Here is a 16449-nt window from a genome sequence, read left to right on the forward strand (position 1 = left end):
TAAGAAAACATAAAAAATGAACTTGAAATTTTCAAGTTCATTTTTTTCTTATAGTCTTTTTCCGACATTAATACGGTTAATAGCACGTTGCAGTGCAATCTTCGCACGACGCTCTTGATCAATCAAGTGTTTTTCGTGGGCTTCTTCGATTTCACGCTCTGCTCGAAGCTTGGCACGTTCTGCACGGCTAACATCGATATCACGAGCACGTTCTGCAGAATCCGCAACGATTGTAATGATATCATTGGCAATTTCAATAACGCCTCCGTTTACTGCAATCCAGTTCACGTGATTTTCATCATCAATACGTTTTACCTTTACTTCATCAACTGCTAAAACCGCAATCATATTTTCATGTCGTGGCAAGATCCCCATCTCACCATCCAGAGTTCGAACCGATACATAGCTGGCATGGTGATCATAGACGAGACCATCTGGTGTCACGATCTGGACAGTTAACTGAGCCATAGATCACCTCTTAAAATCCCATTTTTTCAGCTTTGGCAATAACGTCTTCGATAGAACCTACACCACGGAAGGCATCTTCTGGCAAGTGGTCATGTTTACCATCAAGGATTTCCTTAAAGCCACGTACAGTTTCAGCAACTGGAACATAAGAACCTGGCTGACCAGTAAATTGTTCCGCAACGTTAAAGTTTTGTGACAAGAAGAACTGGATACGACGGGCACGAGCAACCAAGGTCTTTTCTTCATCAGAAAGCTCATCCATACCAAGGATAGCAATGATATCTTGCAATTCATGGTAACGTTGAAGAACACGTTTTACTTCAGCAGCAACTGCATAGTGCTCTTCTCCAACGATTTCAGGTGCTAGAGCACGTGAGCTTGAAGCAAGTGGGTCAACGGCTGGGTAAATACCTAATTGTACCAACTTACGTTCCAAGTTTGTTGTTGAATCCAAGTGAGCGAAGGCTGTTGCTGGCGCTGGGTCAGTATAGTCATCCGCTGGCACATAGATAGCCTGGATAGAGGTTACAGAACCCTTCTTAGTTGATGTGATACGCTCTTGCAATTGACCCATTTCCGTAGCAAGTGTTGGTTGGTAACCAACGGCTGATGGCATACGACCCAAAAGGGCAGATACTTCTGAACCAGCCTGAGTGAAACGGAAGATATTATCGATAAAGAGAAGCACGTCTTGGCCTTCTACATCACGGAAGTATTCAGCGATTGTCAAACCAGTAAGGGCAACACGCATACGTGCTCCTGGTGGCTCATTCATCTGACCAAATACCATGGCTGTTTTCTCGATAACACCTGATTCTTTCATTTCCCAGTAAAGATCGTTCCCCTCACGAGTACGTTCCCCAACACCGGTAAATACTGAGATACCACCGTGTTCTTGGGCAATGTTGTGAATCAATTCTTGGATTAAGACGGTTTTACCAACTCCGGCACCACCGAAAAGTCCAACCTTACCACCTTTTAGGTAAGGGGCAAGAAGGTCGATAACCTTAATCCCTGTTTCAAGGATTTCAGAAGAGGTAGACAACTCATCAAAAGTTGGAGCTTTTTTATGAATTGGCTGACGCTCTGCGTCTTCTGTAAAAGGAGCTTCCAAGTCAATGGTATCTCCCAAAACATTGAAGACACGTCCCAAAGTTTCTTTACCTACTGGTACAGAGATTGGACGACCTGTGTCCAACACTTCCATTCCACGAGTCAAACCATCTGTTGATTCCATGGCGATAGTACGGACCATACCATCTCCCAACTCCAAGGCTACTTCAAGGACGATTTTTGTTTTTCTTTCGTCATTTTTGTAGACGACAAGTGCATTGTTAATCTCAGGAAGTTTTTCCCCTGCTGCAAACAAGACGTCTACAACGGGACCGATAACCTGAGCAATTTTACCTGAACTCATCTCCTTCTCCTATTCTATATAAGATACTGTCGGTTCCTAGCTCAACTAGGTCCTAAGTTCATTTTCATACGAGCTGGACTAGAGCCTATTCTAAGGCACTAGCTCCTGCTACGATTTCTGTAATTTCTTGTGTAATCGCCGCCTGTCTGGCACGGTTATACTGAATTGTCAAATCATTAATGACTTTCTTAGCATTATCTGTCGCTGTTTGCATGGCTGTCATACCCGCAGCATTTTCAGCTGTCTTAGCATCGATAATAGCCCCGTAAATCATACTTTCTGCAAACTGAGGTAATAACTGCTCCAAAATTTCTTCTCGGCTAGTTTCCAATTCAAAGGTCAAGCTGTAACTGTCATCTGCTTCATTTGGATCCAAGTCAACAATTGGAAGCATTTGTTCCACACGCATTTGACTGGTTAGCGTATTGACATGGTGGTTATAGCAGACATAGAGTTCATCAAAAAGTTCATTTTGGTACATTTCAACAGTTTTTGAAATAATCTTACGAACTTCATCAAAGCTAGGTTGATCTGCCAAGCCACGTAATTCATAAAGTGGTTGAATACCACGAGCCTTAAAGAAATCAGCTCCCATTCCACCAATACAGATCATTTCAAACCCTTTACCGTCTGGATGGTATTCCTCCTTCAACTCCATAACAGCTTTCAGAATAGAGGAATTATAACCTCCAACCAAACCTCGGTCTGAAGTAATGACGATATAGCCTGTCTTCTTAACTGGACGACTAATCAACATCGGATTGGTTGAACTGCCAGCTCCATTACCATGAAGAATATCCGTCAAAAGTTTACGAACTTTCTGAGCATAAACTTGGAAGTTGCGAGCCGCTTCTTCAGAACGACCTAGCTTAGCAGCTGATACCATTTGCATGGCATTAGTGATTTGACTCGTATTTTTTGTTGAGGCGATTTTTGTTTTAATATCATTTAGAGATACTGCCATCTGACACCTCTATTCTTATTGGAAGCTGGTTTGATTGAGAAACTCTGTAATCGCAGCATCCAAGACTGCTTCTTCTGGCAAGTCTTTTGTATCACGAATGGTTTCCAAAATCTCTGGATGTTGAGCATCAAAGAAGGCATGGAACTCTTCCTCGAAACGAACAATATCATCTACTGGAACAGTATCCAAGAAACCGTGTGTCAAAGCATAGAGAATGGTTACTTGTTTCTCAACAGGCAATGGTTTGTGAACAGGTTGTTTCAAGACTTCAACTGTACGACGACCACGGTTTAACTTAGCCTGTGTTGCCGCATCCAAGTCAGAACCAAACTTAGTGAATGCTTCCAACTCACGGTATGAAGCAAGGTCGATACGAAGTGTACCAGCAACCTTCTTCATGGCTTTAATTTGTGCAGAACCACCTACACGAGATACAGATGAACCCGCGTCAATGGCTGGACGAATACCCGCATTGAAGAGACCATCACCAAGGAAGATTTGTCCATCAGTGATTGAAATCACGTTGGTTGCGATATAGGCAGAGATATCTCCTGCTTGTGTCTCGATAAACGGTAGGGCTGTAATCGATCCACCACCAAGCTCATCAGAAACTTTAGCTGAACGCTCAAGCAAACGGCTGTGAAGGTAGAAAACATCCCCTGGGAAGGCTTCACGACCTGGAGGACGACGAAGCAAGAGAGACAGTTCACGATAAGCTACCGCTTGTTTTGAAAGATCATCATAAACGATCAAAACATGCTTACCTTGGTACATAAATTCTTCCGCCATGGCAACCCCAGCATAAGGAGCTAGGAAAAGCAATGGAGATGGTTGTGAAGCAGAGGCTGTCACAACGATTGTGTAGTCCAAGGCACCGTACTGACGTAGTGTTTCTACTTGCGTACGAACTGTTGATTCTTTCTGTCCAATCGCTACGTAGATACAGATCATATCTTGACCCTTTTGGTTCAAGATTGTATCAATCGCAATGGTTGTTTTCCCTGTCTGACGGTCACCGATAATCAACTCACGTTGACCACGACCAATCGGTACAAGGGCGTCAATAGCTTTCAAACCAGTTTGCAATGGTTCTGATACAGACTTACGTTGCATAACACCAGGAGCTGGCGCTTCTACTGGACGAGTTTTGTCAGTGTGGATTTCTCCAAGACCGTCAACTGGACGACCAAGTGGGTCCACAACACGACCAATCAGACTTTCACCTACTGGGACTTCCATGATTTTACCTGTACGGCGGATTGTATCTCCTTCACGGATATCTGTAAAGTCACCTAGGATGATAATACCTACGTCTGTTGACTCCAAGTTTTGAGCCATACCATAAGAGCCGTTTTCAAAAATCAACAACTCTCCACTCATGGCATTTTCAAGGCCGTGAGCACGCGCGATACCGTCCCCGATATAGGTTACAACACCTGTTTCAGTCACATCAAAATTGGGTTTGAAATTTTCAATTTGTTGCTTAATTAAAGCGCTGATTTCTTGTGCGTTAATTGCCAAAAGAACACCACTTTCTATTTCAAATTTTCTTTAACAACTTTAAGTTGTTGTTTAATACTCACATCAATTGTCTTGTGATTGGCAAAAATGACAAAACCACCAATAAGACTTTCATCGATTTGTTCTTTTACACTCCTTACTTTAAGAGACATTTTTTTCTCAATCAAAGGGAGCAAGCGACTCTTATGTTCATCAGTTAAAGGATGAGCTGACGTAATCGTCACTTCAAATCGATTTGTTTCTTTTTCAAGTCGGTTCAAGCAATCTACAAGAATATCATAAAAAAGATTTGCTCTGTGATTGTAGATAAGAACCTGGATAAAGTTTTGCAATAAAGGTGACACTGAATCTTGGAAGAACACAATCGTTTTTTCCTTGTCAGACTCGTCTACTGCCACTTTTTTTAAAAAAGAAGGTAAACCTGTTTCTTCAGCAACTTGCTTGATTTGAGCTAAGTCTGAAAAGATACGGTCTTCTTCTCCTTTTTCTAAAACCAATTGGACAAAAGGCATGCTGTATTTTTCAATTACCTTTACTGTTTTCTTGTCCATTAAGCTTCTCCTAACTGATCGATATACTGATCAATAAGTTCTTTATGGGCATGACCGTCAAGGTTTTGTGAGATGATTTTACCAGCCAAGCTGATTGTCAGATCTGCTACCTCACCCTTAACACTTTGTAAAGCTTCAGCTTTATTTTGAGCAATTTCTTGGTTCGCTTTTTCTTTCAAGCGTCCTGCTTCTAGCTTAGCATCTGCTAAAATACTAGCTTTGCTTTTCTCAGCTGTTTCTTTCGCATTCTCAATGATTGTCTTAGCTTCTTTACGGCTACCAGCCAATTCATCTTCGCGTTTTTGAGCCAATACTTCTGCTTTTTGACGTGCTTGTTCAGCTCCGTCAATATCTGCTGCAATTTTTTCTGCTCTTTGTTCGAAAATACTAGTCAAATTTGACCAAGCGTATTTCTTAACCAAGACTAGCAAGAGAATAAAGGAACCAGCGATTAGTATAAAATCACCAAGTAATTCACCTACTGTTACATTCATAAACTACTCCTTTCTATTCTTCATCATTAATTTTATTTCCTAGGTACATTGAAGATAACAATGTAAATACATATGCTTGTACACAAGAAATAAAAACAGAAAATGCAGTCCAGATTAGATTTGTTCCAAAAGCAATAGGATACCAATAGAAGGCCTGATGAGAAAGTAGGACTAACATACTTGCCATCACTTCCCCTGCAAAGATATTACCAAAGACCCGCAATGCAAGTGAAAGGAGATTGGTAACTTCTTCCAAGAGATTCATTGGTGTCATAAAACCTGGTGTTACAAATGCTTTTAAATACTTTTTGATTCCACGACGACGAATTCCTTCTACGTGGGTCATTAAGATAATTGTAAAAGACAAGACCAAGTCAAATGACAAATTTGCTGTTGGTGAGGTCCAAAGATTTACACCATCTGTAGTCTGAATTCTAGCCATTAAGCCAATATTATTTGCAATGGCCATAAATAGGAATAAACAGAAATAAAAGAGAGAATAATCCTTTATCATTGGACCAAGGTTTGATTTTGTAAATCCAACAACAAAATCAAATAAATACTCTAATACATTTTGTTTTCCTGTGGGTCTCAAAGTCATATTTCGAGTTGCCCAATAAATAAAGCCAAAAATAAGTGCTACAGTCAACAAAGTCAAAACTACTATGGTTAAATTAAAGGTAACAGGACCAATATTGATGGTTGGATTAATACTTTCTTCCATCTAAAATCCTCCCTTTTTCAATTTATACTTCTTTTATTTGATGATAAATGAAAAGACAAGAGTAACGAAGAAAGTACCTTCAATAAAGGCAACCCCTAGGATCATCAAACTACGTAGTTCTGAGATGATATCTGGTTGGCGAGCAACTGATTTCAACAAACCGTTCATCAACATACCTTCACCAAGAGATACACCCATACAGGCAAGACATAGACCGAAAAATGTTAAATTCATGACGAATTCTCCTTTTAATTAAAATTTACTTACTTAGTTTAGTCCTAAAAATTGGATTTGTCAACTTTTTACTTACGTTGAAAGCGTTTAATGGAAATTATTTACAATTTTACTATTTTTAAGTCTATTATATAGAAAACTTTGCAAAAAACTTGTAATAAATCCGTCCATTATCTAGGTCTTTCTGAAAAATAATGAAAAAATCCGAGATGAAATCTCGGATGGAAATTAATATATTTTCTTTAACCTAATGCTCTTTTAGTAAGAAGAATTAAAGGGAAAGCAACTAGAAAGCTTTCGTATCCTACATTTTTATTAAGCACGCACTGTGACGCTGGTTCCATCTTCCTTATAAAGATTGATGAGACCTTCTTTGAGAGCTCGAACCATGTCTCCAGCTTGAACAGGTTGTGGAACCTTGATAGTCAAGAGTTCCATTGGATTAGGAGCACGGTCGATTTTATTGCCTTTGGCATCATGTAAATCTTCGATATACGTTTCAAAATGACGGAAACCTGGGCCATAAAACTCAACTTGGTCGCCTTCGTTAATAACGTTCCGTTGACGAATAGTTGCTGTTTGTGTCGCATCATCATAAGAAACCACTTCAGCGACAAACTTATACTCAGGAATTTTACGACGAGCACCAAACAACTGCTCATTTTCAGATGGTGTACCGTAGTAGAAACCTGTTGCCAATTCACGTTGGGCAACCTTCCACATCTCATCAATCAAGTCTTGCTTGATAGCTTCAAACTTCTCTGGACTTTCTAGATAAGCATCAACAGCCGCCTTGTAGCAGTTTGTTACTGTGGATACGTAGTGAATAGACTTCATACGTCCTTCGATTTTTAGACTGTCCACACCATTCTCAATCATATCCGGGATATGGTCAATCATAGACATGTCAACGGCTGACATAGAAAATTCTTCAGGAATCTCACCTTTCAAGCTCTTGCGTTCTTTCCCAAATGGCATATCGTAAAGGTCGTACTTCCAACGGCAAGACTGAGAGCAACCACCACGGTTAGCATCACGCATACTCATGTGATTTGAAAGCGTACAGCGACCTGAGTAGGAAATACACATAGCTCCATGAACAAAGGCTTCAATCTCAACGTCTGTACGTTTGCGAATTTCTGCCAATTCTTCCATTGAAACCTCACGCGCCAAAACGACACGAGTTAAGCCTAGTTCTTTCCAGAACTCAAGAGTTTCATAGTTAGTGGCACTTGCTTGGGTAGAGAGGTGGATTTCAAGACCTGGTGCTTCTGTTGCTGCAATCATAATCAAGGCTGGGTCAGATACGATAACTGCTGCAATCCCGATATCACGCAGTTTACGGAACCACTCACCAGCACCAGCTTCATTTCCTTCGTGCATAACCATATTGGCAGCTACATAGACCTTAGCTCCATACTTAGCCGCAAACTGCACGCCTTCTTCCATCTGTTCAAAGGTAAAGTTTCCTGCACGGCTACGAAGACCATAGGCCTGACCACCGATAAAGACAGCATCTGCTCCATACTGAACAGCTACCTTTAGCTTCTCTAAAGTCCCAGCAGGTGATAAAACCTCAGGACGTTTTAATGTTTTTGTCATGTTTTCTCCTATTTGCAATATAAAAGTTTGACGTTTTTCCTTCTCATTTTATAGTAAATAATCCATAAAATCAAGCCTAGACAGATTGTTTTGACAATTCTAATGTTTTAAGAAAGCAAAAAGCTAGCCTTTCTAGACTAGTTATTTTCAAGATAAAATTCAAAGCGTTCGCCTACATATTGACTTTTTACGTATTCAAAAGCAGTACCATCTTCTAGGTAAGAAACCTGAGTCAGACCAAGAATAGCATGTCCTTTTTCAACTTCCAAATAGTGGGCGATTTTTTCTTTAGCAAGGCGAGCATAGATTGTCTGCTGTGATTTACCGATACGGTAGCCGTGTTTTTGTAGAGTCTGGAAGAAATGACTAGTGATTTCTTCTTTTTTAAAGTCCTTAATGAATTTTTCAGGAATAGAAGCAACTTCATAAACTAGAGGAACTTGGTCGGCATAGCGGACCCGTTCCATTCGGATAATATTCTCCGTTGGAGAAATTCCTAACTTTGCAACTTCCTGCTCATTGGGAATGGTTTTTCTGTAGGAAATGAGCTGGCTAGAGGGTACTTTACCTTGGGACTTAACAATTTCAGTAAAACTTGTTGTTCCTCGCATCTTTTCTTGTACCCGAGTACTAGAAACAAAGGTGCCACTTCCTACGCGGCGCTCTAAGACGCCTTCTTCGACTAATAGAGATACGGCTTGGCGGAGGGTCATGCGACTGACCGCAAACTGCTCTGCTAAGTCTCGTTCACTAGGAAGTCTCTCACCAATTGCCCAACGGTGTTCGTCAATATCCTTTTTAATCTGATCATGGATTTTCATATAAGCGGGTAGCATATTTTTCACTTCATTTCTATCTTTTCTCTATTGTACCCCAATAAACTAGAAAAAGTCAAACTTCGCCTTGTTTAGTTGGTAATTCGCCCTTATTTGTGATAGAATATTGAAAAAAGATATTTCTTTTGAGAAAGGAAAAAGATGAGCAACATTTCAACTGATTTGCAAGATGTAGAAAAAATCATCGTATTGGACTATGGTAGCCAATACAACCAGCTGATTTCACGCCGTATCCGTGAGATTGGTGTTTTTTCAGAACTAAAAAGCCATAAAATTTCAGCTGCTGAAGTTCGTGAAATCAATCCTGTAGGAATTATCCTATCAGGTGGTCCAAACTCTGTATACGAAGATGGTTCATTTGATATTGACCCAGAAATCTTCGAACTTGGAATTCCAATTTTGGGAATCTGTTACGGTATGCAGTTGTTGACCCATAAACTTGGAGGAAAAGTTGTTCCTGCAGGTGATGCTGGAAATCGTGAATACGGTCAATCAACTCTAACTCATACACCATCAGCTCTTTTTGAATCAACACCTGATGAACAGACTGTTTTGATGAGTCATGGTGATGCGGTTACTGAGATTCCTTCTGACTTTGTTCGTACAGGTACATCAGCTGACTGCCCATACGCAGCCATTGAAAATCCAGATAAACACATTTACGGTATTCAATTCCACCCAGAAGTTCGTCATTCTGCATACGGAAACGATATCCTTCGTAACTTTGCCCTTAACATTTGTAAAGCTAAAGGCGACTGGACAATGGATAACTTCATCGATATGCAGATCCAAAAAATCCGTGAAACCGTCGGTGATAAACGTGTCCTTCTTGGCCTTTCAGGTGGGGTTGACTCATCTGTCGTTGGGGTTCTTCTCCAAAAGGCTATTGGCGATCAATTGATCTGTATCTTCGTGGATCACGGTCTTCTTCGTAAAGGTGAAGCAGATCAGGTTATGGACATGCTTGGTGGTAAGTTTGGTTTGAATATCGTCAAAGCAGACGCTGCTAAACGTTTCCTTGATAAACTTGCTGGCGTTTCTGACCCAGAACAAAAACGTAAAATCATCGGTAACGAGTTTGTGTATGTATTTGATGACGAAGCAAGCAAGCTCAAAAATGTGAAATTCCTTGCTCAAGGTACTTTATATACAGATGTTATCGAGTCTGGTACGGATACAGCTCAAACTATCAAGTCACACCACAACGTGGGTGGTCTTCCAGAAGACATGCAATTTGAATTGATTGAACCACTCAACACTCTCTATAAAGACGAAGTTCGTGCCCTTGGTACAGAGCTTGGTATGCCAGACCATATCGTATGGCGCCAACCATTCCCAGGACCAGGACTTGCTATCCGTGTTATGGGTGAAATCACTGAAGAAAAGCTAGAAACAGTTCGTGAGTCAGACGCTATTCTTCGTGAAGAAATTGCTAAAGCAGGTCTTGACCGCGATATCTGGCAATACTTCACTGTTAATACAGGCGTTCGTTCAGTTGGTGTTATGGGTGACGGTCGTACATATGACTACACGATTGCAATCCGTGCCATCACCTCTATCGATGGTATGACTGCTGACTTTGCCAAAATTCCTTGGGATGTCCTTCAAAAGATTTCTGTACGTATCGTAAACGAAGTGGACCACGTTAACCGTATCGTCTACGATATTACAAGTAAACCACCAGCAACTGTTGAGTGGGAATAATATAGAAAGTAAAAATGAATGTTTTACACCGATTCTATCGGGTTTATAGAAGTTAGAATGGTATAAATTTATCTTTTTAGAAAAGTTACCCCGCCAATTTTCCCGCCAAACTTGGCAAATAGATTACAAAAAACTCTCTTAGTGTGAATATGTACTAAGAGAGTTTTTTGTATATAAATTATCTTCTACAACAAATTAGAAAGGTATTTAGCCTTTTCTTTTGATATGCCAAAATTAAGATTACGATGACGTTGGAATAAGGTATAAAAAGTAATGAATGATAGAAAATTATTTAGTAGGTAACTAATCGGACTTTCTCCGACTGCAGTTAGCTCAACTTTTCGTTTATCCCCTAAATCTGATATAGTAACTAAGACTTGCCAACATGTATATCTACTTAAACCTGGGTGCTTCATGTAATCAAAAAAATTTCCCTGTCCAGAGTATGAAATTTCTTCAGAACTTTGCCGTTCAACACTACCGTTCAATTGTTTTGTAGCATTATACAGTATTTCTTCTATCTCAAACTTACTTAATTCACTATAAATTTGATTTGATTGTAAATTAAATTTTGTCATTGTAGTATTCTCCTTTTTGATTAGTATTTTTCCAGCTCTCTTTCTAATTCGAGCTCCTTAATTCTATCTTGTAATATTGTGTTTGAATGATGTAAGCTATAAATTTGGTCTTGCATCATTTTAGAATTGTATTCATTTGAATAATAGTGAATAGCTTGTTGCAAATTTGATGCAATATCAGCGTTTAAAAAATATCGTATACCTGAAATATGATTATATGTTCTAAATTCAGTTGGAATGGAGTAGTACTCTTTTCGCAAAGTAGATAATAATTTTTTCTTTTCTTCCCTATATTTTTCTTGAGTCGCATTTATTATTTTATCGTATTTTATTTTTTCTTTAACAATTCTGATTTTATCTGCTACATATAGTACTGTAGATAAAATCCAAATGAACATGATAATTTCTGAAGTGTAAAAAAATAGTGATACAATGAACAAGAAAAGAACAATAGCACCGTATATTCGTTTTTTTGTAGTTTCAAATTTTTCTTTATGAAGATTAAATTCAAGTTCATTATAATATTCATCAAATTTAGAAATTTTATCTATTTCTTCTTCTGCAATTTTAAGAGTTCGATGTGCTAACTCTTTGGTAGTTGGTCTAGGAACTGTTTTCTTTTCTTCAAGTTGTTGGGTAGGCAATTCACTATTATCATCATACATTGATTGAAGGTAGGTTAGAATAGCAAGCCCTCTAGTATAAATAATTTGATTACTAATTCTTACATATTCCTCAAAATCATCAATTTCAGATAATCGAATTAAATATCCTTCATCATCAAAAAATACAGTTAAGAAGTTATCGGATAGAAATGTTTCAAAATCTTTAAATTGGTCAAAATATTCCTTTTCATCTAAAATTGCTCTTTTAAACTCATCATCTGGAGTCAATGTGCCATCATATAAGTCCCATATTACTGATAGAGTAAGATCAAAATAATCATTATAAGGAGACTGTGCTCTTTTAGGATTTATTCTTCCTTTTGGAAAAATTCCAAAATTTCCTATTTGATAATTATTACAAATCTGATAAACGTTTTTTTCTTTATTGTCAAGCTCAAATTCGAAAGGAAAATCATCATCATATTCAGTGTATGATTTTATAATATTAAGAATCTCGCGTTGCTTATCTCTGGATAACTTACTATATGATTTTCCATAATATTTTCGAAAAATTGCTGTACGATATGTTATAAGAGTGTCGCCACTATGTACTTTGTCATCATACCATTCGAAAATGTCTTTATATATTAATTTCATCAATTCAGAACGGTCAGGTTCGTCTCCTTGCAATAAGAAACTAAATTTTATTGCTTTTTCTTTGTCTGAAATATATTCTTGAACATTTTTAAATGGAAAAGTCTGGAAATCTTCAAGTTTCAATATAAAATCCTCCAATCGATTAATCTCCCCTTAATTATAGTCAATTTATTGAGTATAGTCAATAAATTAATAGAGATAAAATGAAATTATCTATTTAGAAAAGAGATGAGAACGATGATTTCATACAAACCCTTCTACGAAACCTTATTTAAACAAGGGAAAACAGAATACGAATTAATTTTTCACCACGGTCTATCCAGCAATACACTACATAGAATGAAAAAAGGAAAACCAATAACTACAGCTACACTTGATACCTTATGCTTTATCTTAAATTGCAATGTGTATGATGTAATTACTTATATTCCAGATGATATAGGAGAAGTTTAATTATGTCCAGTAAGCAATTCAATAATTTATGTAAGGAAAAATTTCCTAACTCATGTCATTTTATTTTTAAAAAATGCTCACAAAGAATCCAAAAGAAATACAAAGATTTAAAACTCAAAAGACATATCGATTTACATTCAGATGAAAAACTTATTGGGAAAATATTAAATTACTCCAATTTATCTGATTTAAGTAGGAACAATCCCTATTTAATCACTCCAAGTGTATTGAATTACTTTGTTAATGAAGAACATTATTTTACTGATGAAAATGAAGTATTATGGGGCTGTGATATAGACGAATATTTAGAAGATTTCTTTATTGAAATGATTCTTGATATTCAAGGAATACCAGAATATTCTAAGCACTTATTGAATTTATCACTAACAAATACAGAGGATATCAAAGAATATTTTCAACAACATTTTCCTTTAGCAAGTTCTTCTTACAATGAATTAAAAGATAAATTTATTGATTTTACCTATAATCAGTTTGATACTATAGAAATTTTAGAAAATGATTCAGTATTTTTATTTAGAAAAAAAGACTCTGTCACACTATCACATAAAAATAAGGAATCTTATCTTAGCTACCAGAAACTTCCAGAAAAGTTGGATTTATTAGCAAAGTATATTTTATTACCAATAATAGATAAACTAACACTCGAAAGTTTAATTTATAGTAAATGATACAATTTTTATTTAGTACTGTATAGCATATTTTCCCCACTTCGTGTGGGGATTTTTTTGTTGTCAAAAAATTTTTATCCCCACATTTTAACTAATTAAAAATGAGACAATATGACTGTCAAGGAGGTCATGAACTGCTTGATAAAATTAATCTAGTGTGCGCACAAAGATAAAGAGGTAACAAAATGGAAAATAATATTGGAAAAGTGAGTTTTAACTCACCAAGCTTGAAAAATCTACTAATTGGTACGTCAAATGTAGAACATACTCCTACTAGTGCTTTTGTTATTGAATGTAGAGACGTTCCTAAACGTAATGAAAAAAATGAAGTCATTGATGGAACAATAAGTAAAAAAGTTTTATTGGCTCTTCAGCCAGAAATTGTTAAGGCTATTCAAGATGTTGGTGGAGATTTAAGTAGCATAAAACCTTTCACTGTTGAGATATACAACGATGAATCTTTTTTGAAAAAAATTAATAATGAGTTAATCATTGCTAAAACAATAGATTTAGAAGGAGCATTATTAGCGTTAAAATGGATATCTGATGGTCGAAATGGCGGTGCTTACAGAGAATTTAAGCTCATAATTTCAGAAATAAAGTTACTGGGTGCTAAATCATGATACTAACTAAAATAAAACGAAATTTGAGTAGATATGATTTTCGTGAGGATACCCCCACTTACTTATCTATTTCAGAAACCATAGAAAACCATAAAGAAAGGCAATGTTTTATCTTCAAGAAACTGTTTAAGGTACTCCTATTATCTCTTGTTATTACCTTTCTTTCATCACGCTTACCCTTATTCAGCGTTGTCTACAAGATAAGTATTATTGTATCTTCTACTCTTGTAGCTCTTTTTATCGGTCATGTCGCTATAAAATTATTGTTTTCGGTTTATTCTCCTATCTGGAAGTACAGATTTTTAAGTATTCTTGAACTTGCAACAGAACGGCTAGACCTAATCCAACTACCATCTAATAAAACTCAAATAAAAACAGTTGAGTGGAGATTTTATAAAGCAGATAACAGGACTGTGATTGAACTAAATCCATCGGGAACAGTTCCTAGTATTCAGCAAGTCAAAGAAATCACTAGACGGTTGACCGAATTTCTTATTCAGACTACCTATAGAGAATGGAATCTTTTAGAATCCACTATAGAGAAGAATATTATTATTCTTAAATACGGAGAAAATCCAATGAGATATTCTGTAAGTGAATTATTTGAGATAGCCGATGACGATTACTGTATCAATTACTCTCCTATAAAACTATATAATGACATTCGCTTTGATATAGCTAGTGAGGCTTGCCACCAGATTGTTATAGCCCCTAGCGGAGCAGGAAAATCACTTTATCTTGCTGCTCTTGCTGGTATGCTAATTAAACAGGGGCATTCTGTGAGTTTAATTGACGCAAAACGAACTTCTTTAGGTGCAACCTTTGAAAACCTCGGTATTCCTGTTGCACGTACAGCAGAAGAGATTGTTCTACTTCTTGAGCAAATGGTTTTTGAAATGCAAGATACCTACAAACGTTATTTCTCTTTTTCTTCAGTTGATTTTTCAACTACTTATAGTGATTTCTCACTTCCAGCCCATTATCTTATATTTGATGAGGTGCTTGCAGCCTTAGAATCTGGCACACCTTCCCAACAAAAGGAGATGGTTAGATTGCTAAAAATACTTGCCCTAAAATCACGAGCTTCCGGACGTGGTTTACTCATCTTGGCAAGCCAAAAATTACTTGCTTCAGATTTACCACGTGCAGTAACCGAACAGTGCCAGACAAGAATTATTTTAGGAAGTGAATCAAGCATATCCGAAGAAACGTTTTACAGTGTCATGGGTAAAGAGAAAAGAGACCTTTTGGCGGAGTACAGAGGAGGAGTTGGAAAAGGATATATTTTAACTCCGAGAACAAACGGAATAAAATATTTTGAGACTCCATATTTTGATTTAGATTCAATAGATTTCAAAGATAAAATAAGGGACTTTCAAACTATTCCAAGAAAGCAGATAGAATGAACTAACTATCTAGTGAGCCGGCTTGCCCATAAGCAAGCCAGGGCTCGCTAGATGTGTATATTAGCCTGCTACTTGACATGCAGGCATGATAAGCGGAGGACTAATGACTAGAGAATTATATAACACAAAAATAATTCAATATAATCCAAATACTTTCGAGGTCATATACTATCGAAAACCAAAATTTAGAAGACTAGGAGAAACCGATACTACAGTATCTAATACTTTTAAAAGTCCAAGTGAAAAAGAACTCTATCAGCAAGCCAATAGGATAAAAAGGCGTATTCGTCACTACATGCTGTGCAATGATTTCGATTTATTTTGGACATTAACTTTTAACGACGAAAAAATCAATTCCCATGATTATTTAATCGTAAAAAAGAAAATACGCGCTTGGCTCAAAGCTCAGCGTGAAAAATATGGAAAATTTCACTATATTTTCATACCAGAATTACACAAAAATGGACGGCTTCATTTTCATGGAGTAACAGGCGGTTTTAGTCCAAAATTAACAAAAGCAAGAAATACTAAAACTGGTCGATTGATAAAAAAGAATGGCAAGCAAGTCTATAATGTTGATTCATATCAATTAGGATTTAGTACCGTTACAAAAATCGATTCTTCTGAAAAAGTTGCTAACTACATTACAAAATATATCACAAAAGATTTACTAGCTATTCCAAGTGGATATAAACAGCCAAAATATTTTTCATCTCGTGGTTTAATAAAACCGATAGTAAGCTATGAAAATTTAGAAAGAAATTATTTTGAGGGATTAACCCCCAGTTTTTCAGTAGGTCATTTAGATAATCTTGAGTACAAAGAAGATATTGCGATTTACAATCTATCAATAGATGACAATGGGGAGGTTATTCAAAATTCAACTGATACAAGAATAAAAATCAGAAGGGAACAGTAAGCGT

Annotated in this window: 18 protein-coding genes; 6 read left to right on the plus strand and 12 right to left on the minus strand. The window is 37.0% G+C overall.

The genetic code is table 11. From position 1 onward, the window contains the following. Positions 1 to 48: 48 nt before the first annotated feature. From N8M66_RS04915 to N8M66_RS04960, 10 genes are all read right to left on the minus strand, one after another. Complete coding sequence (locus tag N8M66_RS04915) at positions 49 to 468, minus strand: F0F1 ATP synthase subunit epsilon (RefSeq protein ID WP_261045960.1); 420 nt, start codon at positions 466 to 468, stop codon at positions 49 to 51. A gap of 10 nt (positions 469 to 478) precedes the next feature. Then, positions 479 to 1885, minus strand: a complete 1407-nt coding sequence (gene atpD, locus N8M66_RS04920) for a F0F1 ATP synthase subunit beta (protein ID WP_000094357.1) — start codon at positions 1883 to 1885, stop codon at positions 479 to 481. Between the two features lie 85 nt (positions 1886 to 1970). Next, positions 1971 to 2849 carry a F0F1 ATP synthase subunit gamma gene (locus N8M66_RS04925; protein ID WP_000301224.1) on the minus strand — a complete coding sequence of 293 codons (879 nt, stop codon included), beginning with the start codon at positions 2847 to 2849 and terminating at the stop codon, positions 1971 to 1973. A gap of 15 nt (positions 2850 to 2864) precedes the next feature. Then, positions 2865 to 4370, minus strand: a complete 1506-nt coding sequence (gene atpA, locus N8M66_RS04930; RefSeq protein ID WP_000996629.1) for a F0F1 ATP synthase subunit alpha — start codon at positions 4368 to 4370, stop codon at positions 2865 to 2867. 14 nt (positions 4371 to 4384) lie between these two features. Then, positions 4385 to 4921 (minus strand): F0F1 ATP synthase subunit delta, encoded by a 537-nt coding sequence (locus tag N8M66_RS04935; RefSeq protein WP_261045961.1) that lies wholly within the window; start codon positions 4919 to 4921, stop codon positions 4385 to 4387. Continuing rightward, positions 4921 to 5415: a F0F1 ATP synthase subunit B gene (atpF, locus tag N8M66_RS04940; RefSeq protein WP_001103468.1), complete on the minus strand. Its 495-nt coding sequence runs from the start codon at positions 5413 to 5415 to the stop codon at positions 4921 to 4923. The genes N8M66_RS04935 and atpF overlap by 1 nt, the downstream gene beginning before the upstream one ends. A 13-nt stretch (positions 5416 to 5428) precedes the next feature. Beyond that, entirely contained in the window at positions 5429 to 6139 is a 711-nt protein-coding gene (atpB, locus tag N8M66_RS04945) for a F0F1 ATP synthase subunit A (protein ID WP_000392870.1), read from the minus strand. A 33-nt stretch (positions 6140 to 6172) separates the two neighbouring features. Further along, complete coding sequence (locus N8M66_RS04950; protein WP_001054560.1) at positions 6173 to 6373, minus strand: F0F1 ATP synthase subunit C; 201 nt, start codon at positions 6371 to 6373, stop codon at positions 6173 to 6175. Positions 6374 to 6688: 315 nt separating this feature from the next. Beyond that, the gene (locus N8M66_RS04955) at positions 6689 to 7975 is read right to left on the minus strand and encodes a peptidase U32 family protein (RefSeq protein ID WP_000169065.1); all 1287 of its coding nucleotides are present in this window, start codon (positions 7973 to 7975) and stop codon (positions 6689 to 6691) included. 137 nt (positions 7976 to 8112) lie between these two features. Then, positions 8113 to 8811, minus strand: coding sequence for a GntR family transcriptional regulator (locus N8M66_RS04960; RefSeq protein ID WP_000936191.1), 699 nt, complete (start codon positions 8809 to 8811; stop codon positions 8113 to 8115). A 141-nt stretch (positions 8812 to 8952) separates the two neighbouring features. On the opposite strand from N8M66_RS04960, the gene guaA reads away from it, so the two are divergent. Then, positions 8953 to 10515 carry a glutamine-hydrolyzing GMP synthase gene (gene guaA, locus N8M66_RS04965; RefSeq protein ID WP_261045962.1) on the plus strand — a complete coding sequence of 521 codons (1563 nt, stop codon included), beginning with the start codon at positions 8953 to 8955 and terminating at the stop codon, positions 10513 to 10515. A gap of 185 nt (positions 10516 to 10700) precedes the next feature. Here guaA and N8M66_RS04970 read toward each other — a convergent pair whose 3' ends face one another. Both N8M66_RS04970 and N8M66_RS04975 read right to left on the minus strand, forming a co-directional pair. Further along, on the minus strand, positions 10701 to 11093 hold the full coding sequence (locus N8M66_RS04970; RefSeq protein ID WP_000159996.1) for a hypothetical protein: 393 nt from the start codon (positions 11091 to 11093) through the stop codon (positions 10701 to 10703). A 20-nt stretch (positions 11094 to 11113) separates the two neighbouring features. Next, positions 11114 to 12478, minus strand: coding sequence for a hypothetical protein (locus N8M66_RS04975; protein ID WP_261045963.1), 1365 nt, complete (start codon positions 12476 to 12478; stop codon positions 11114 to 11116). A 114-nt stretch (positions 12479 to 12592) separates the two neighbouring features. Between N8M66_RS04975 and N8M66_RS04980 the strand changes: the two genes are divergently transcribed. The 5 genes from N8M66_RS04980 to N8M66_RS05000 all read left to right on the plus strand — a co-directional run bounded on the left by N8M66_RS04980 (position 12593) and on the right by N8M66_RS05000 (position 16445). Then, positions 12593 to 12808 (plus strand): helix-turn-helix domain-containing protein, encoded by a 216-nt coding sequence (locus N8M66_RS04980; protein ID WP_247943421.1) that lies wholly within the window; start codon positions 12593 to 12595, stop codon positions 12806 to 12808. Positions 12809 to 12810: 2 nt separating this feature from the next. Then, a complete protein-coding gene (locus N8M66_RS04985) occupies positions 12811 to 13497 on the plus strand; it encodes a hypothetical protein (RefSeq protein WP_261045971.1) in 687 nt (228 codons plus the stop codon). A gap of 185 nt (positions 13498 to 13682) precedes the next feature. Continuing rightward, positions 13683 to 14120 carry a hypothetical protein gene (locus N8M66_RS04990; protein WP_247932922.1) on the plus strand — a complete coding sequence of 146 codons (438 nt, stop codon included), beginning with the start codon at positions 13683 to 13685 and terminating at the stop codon, positions 14118 to 14120. Next, positions 14117 to 15526 carry a cell division protein FtsK gene (locus N8M66_RS04995; RefSeq protein WP_261045978.1) on the plus strand — a complete coding sequence of 470 codons (1410 nt, stop codon included), beginning with the start codon at positions 14117 to 14119 and terminating at the stop codon, positions 15524 to 15526. The genes N8M66_RS04990 and N8M66_RS04995 overlap by 4 nt, the downstream gene beginning before the upstream one ends. 103 nt (positions 15527 to 15629) lie before the next feature. Next, positions 15630 to 16445, plus strand: coding sequence for a rolling circle replication-associated protein (locus N8M66_RS05000; protein ID WP_070479308.1), 816 nt, complete (start codon positions 15630 to 15632; stop codon positions 16443 to 16445). Positions 16446 to 16449: the final 4 nt, after the last annotated feature.

The organism is Streptococcus mitis (genome assembly GCF_946188585.1).
GTDB classification, from domain to species: Bacteria; Bacillota; Bacilli; order Lactobacillales; family Streptococcaceae; genus Streptococcus; species Streptococcus mitis_DG.

Coding starts and splice junctions, on each gene's coding strand:
- guaA (WP_261045962.1), top strand. CDS start 8,953: ATGAGCAACATTTCAACTGATTTGCAAGATGTAGAAAAAATCATCGTA.
- N8M66_RS05000 (WP_070479308.1), top strand. CDS start 15,630: ATGACTAGAGAATTATATAACACAAAAATAATTCAATATAATCCAAAT.
- N8M66_RS04970 (WP_000159996.1), bottom strand. CDS start 11,093: ATGACAAAATTTAATTTACAATCAAATCAAATTTATAGTGAATTAAGT.
- N8M66_RS04985 (WP_261045971.1), top strand. CDS start 12,811: ATGTCCAGTAAGCAATTCAATAATTTATGTAAGGAAAAATTTCCTAAC.
- N8M66_RS04960 (WP_000936191.1), bottom strand. CDS start 8,811: ATGCTACCCGCTTATATGAAAATCCATGATCAGATTAAAAAGGATATT.
- N8M66_RS04980 (WP_247943421.1), top strand. CDS start 12,593: ATGATTTCATACAAACCCTTCTACGAAACCTTATTTAAACAAGGGAAA.
- N8M66_RS04935 (WP_261045961.1), bottom strand. CDS start 4,921: ATGGACAAGAAAACAGTAAAGGTAATTGAAAAATACAGCATGCCTTTT.
- N8M66_RS04915 (WP_261045960.1), bottom strand. CDS start 468: ATGGCTCAGTTAACTGTCCAGATCGTGACACCAGATGGTCTCGTCTAT.
- N8M66_RS04955 (WP_000169065.1), bottom strand. CDS start 7,975: ATGACAAAAACATTAAAACGTCCTGAGGTTTTATCACCTGCTGGGACT.
- N8M66_RS04990 (WP_247932922.1), top strand. CDS start 13,683: ATGGAAAATAATATTGGAAAAGTGAGTTTTAACTCACCAAGCTTGAAA.
- N8M66_RS04995 (WP_261045978.1), top strand. CDS start 14,117: ATGATACTAACTAAAATAAAACGAAATTTGAGTAGATATGATTTTCGT.
- N8M66_RS04925 (WP_000301224.1), bottom strand. CDS start 2,849: ATGGCAGTATCTCTAAATGATATTAAAACAAAAATCGCCTCAACAAAA.
- N8M66_RS04950 (WP_001054560.1), bottom strand. CDS start 6,373: ATGAATTTAACATTTTTCGGTCTATGTCTTGCCTGTATGGGTGTATCT.
- atpD (WP_000094357.1), bottom strand. CDS start 1,885: ATGAGTTCAGGTAAAATTGCTCAGGTTATCGGTCCCGTTGTAGACGTC.
- atpF (WP_001103468.1), bottom strand. CDS start 5,415: ATGAATGTAACAGTAGGTGAATTACTTGGTGATTTTATACTAATCGCT.
- atpB (WP_000392870.1), bottom strand. CDS start 6,139: ATGGAAGAAAGTATTAATCCAACCATCAATATTGGTCCTGTTACCTTT.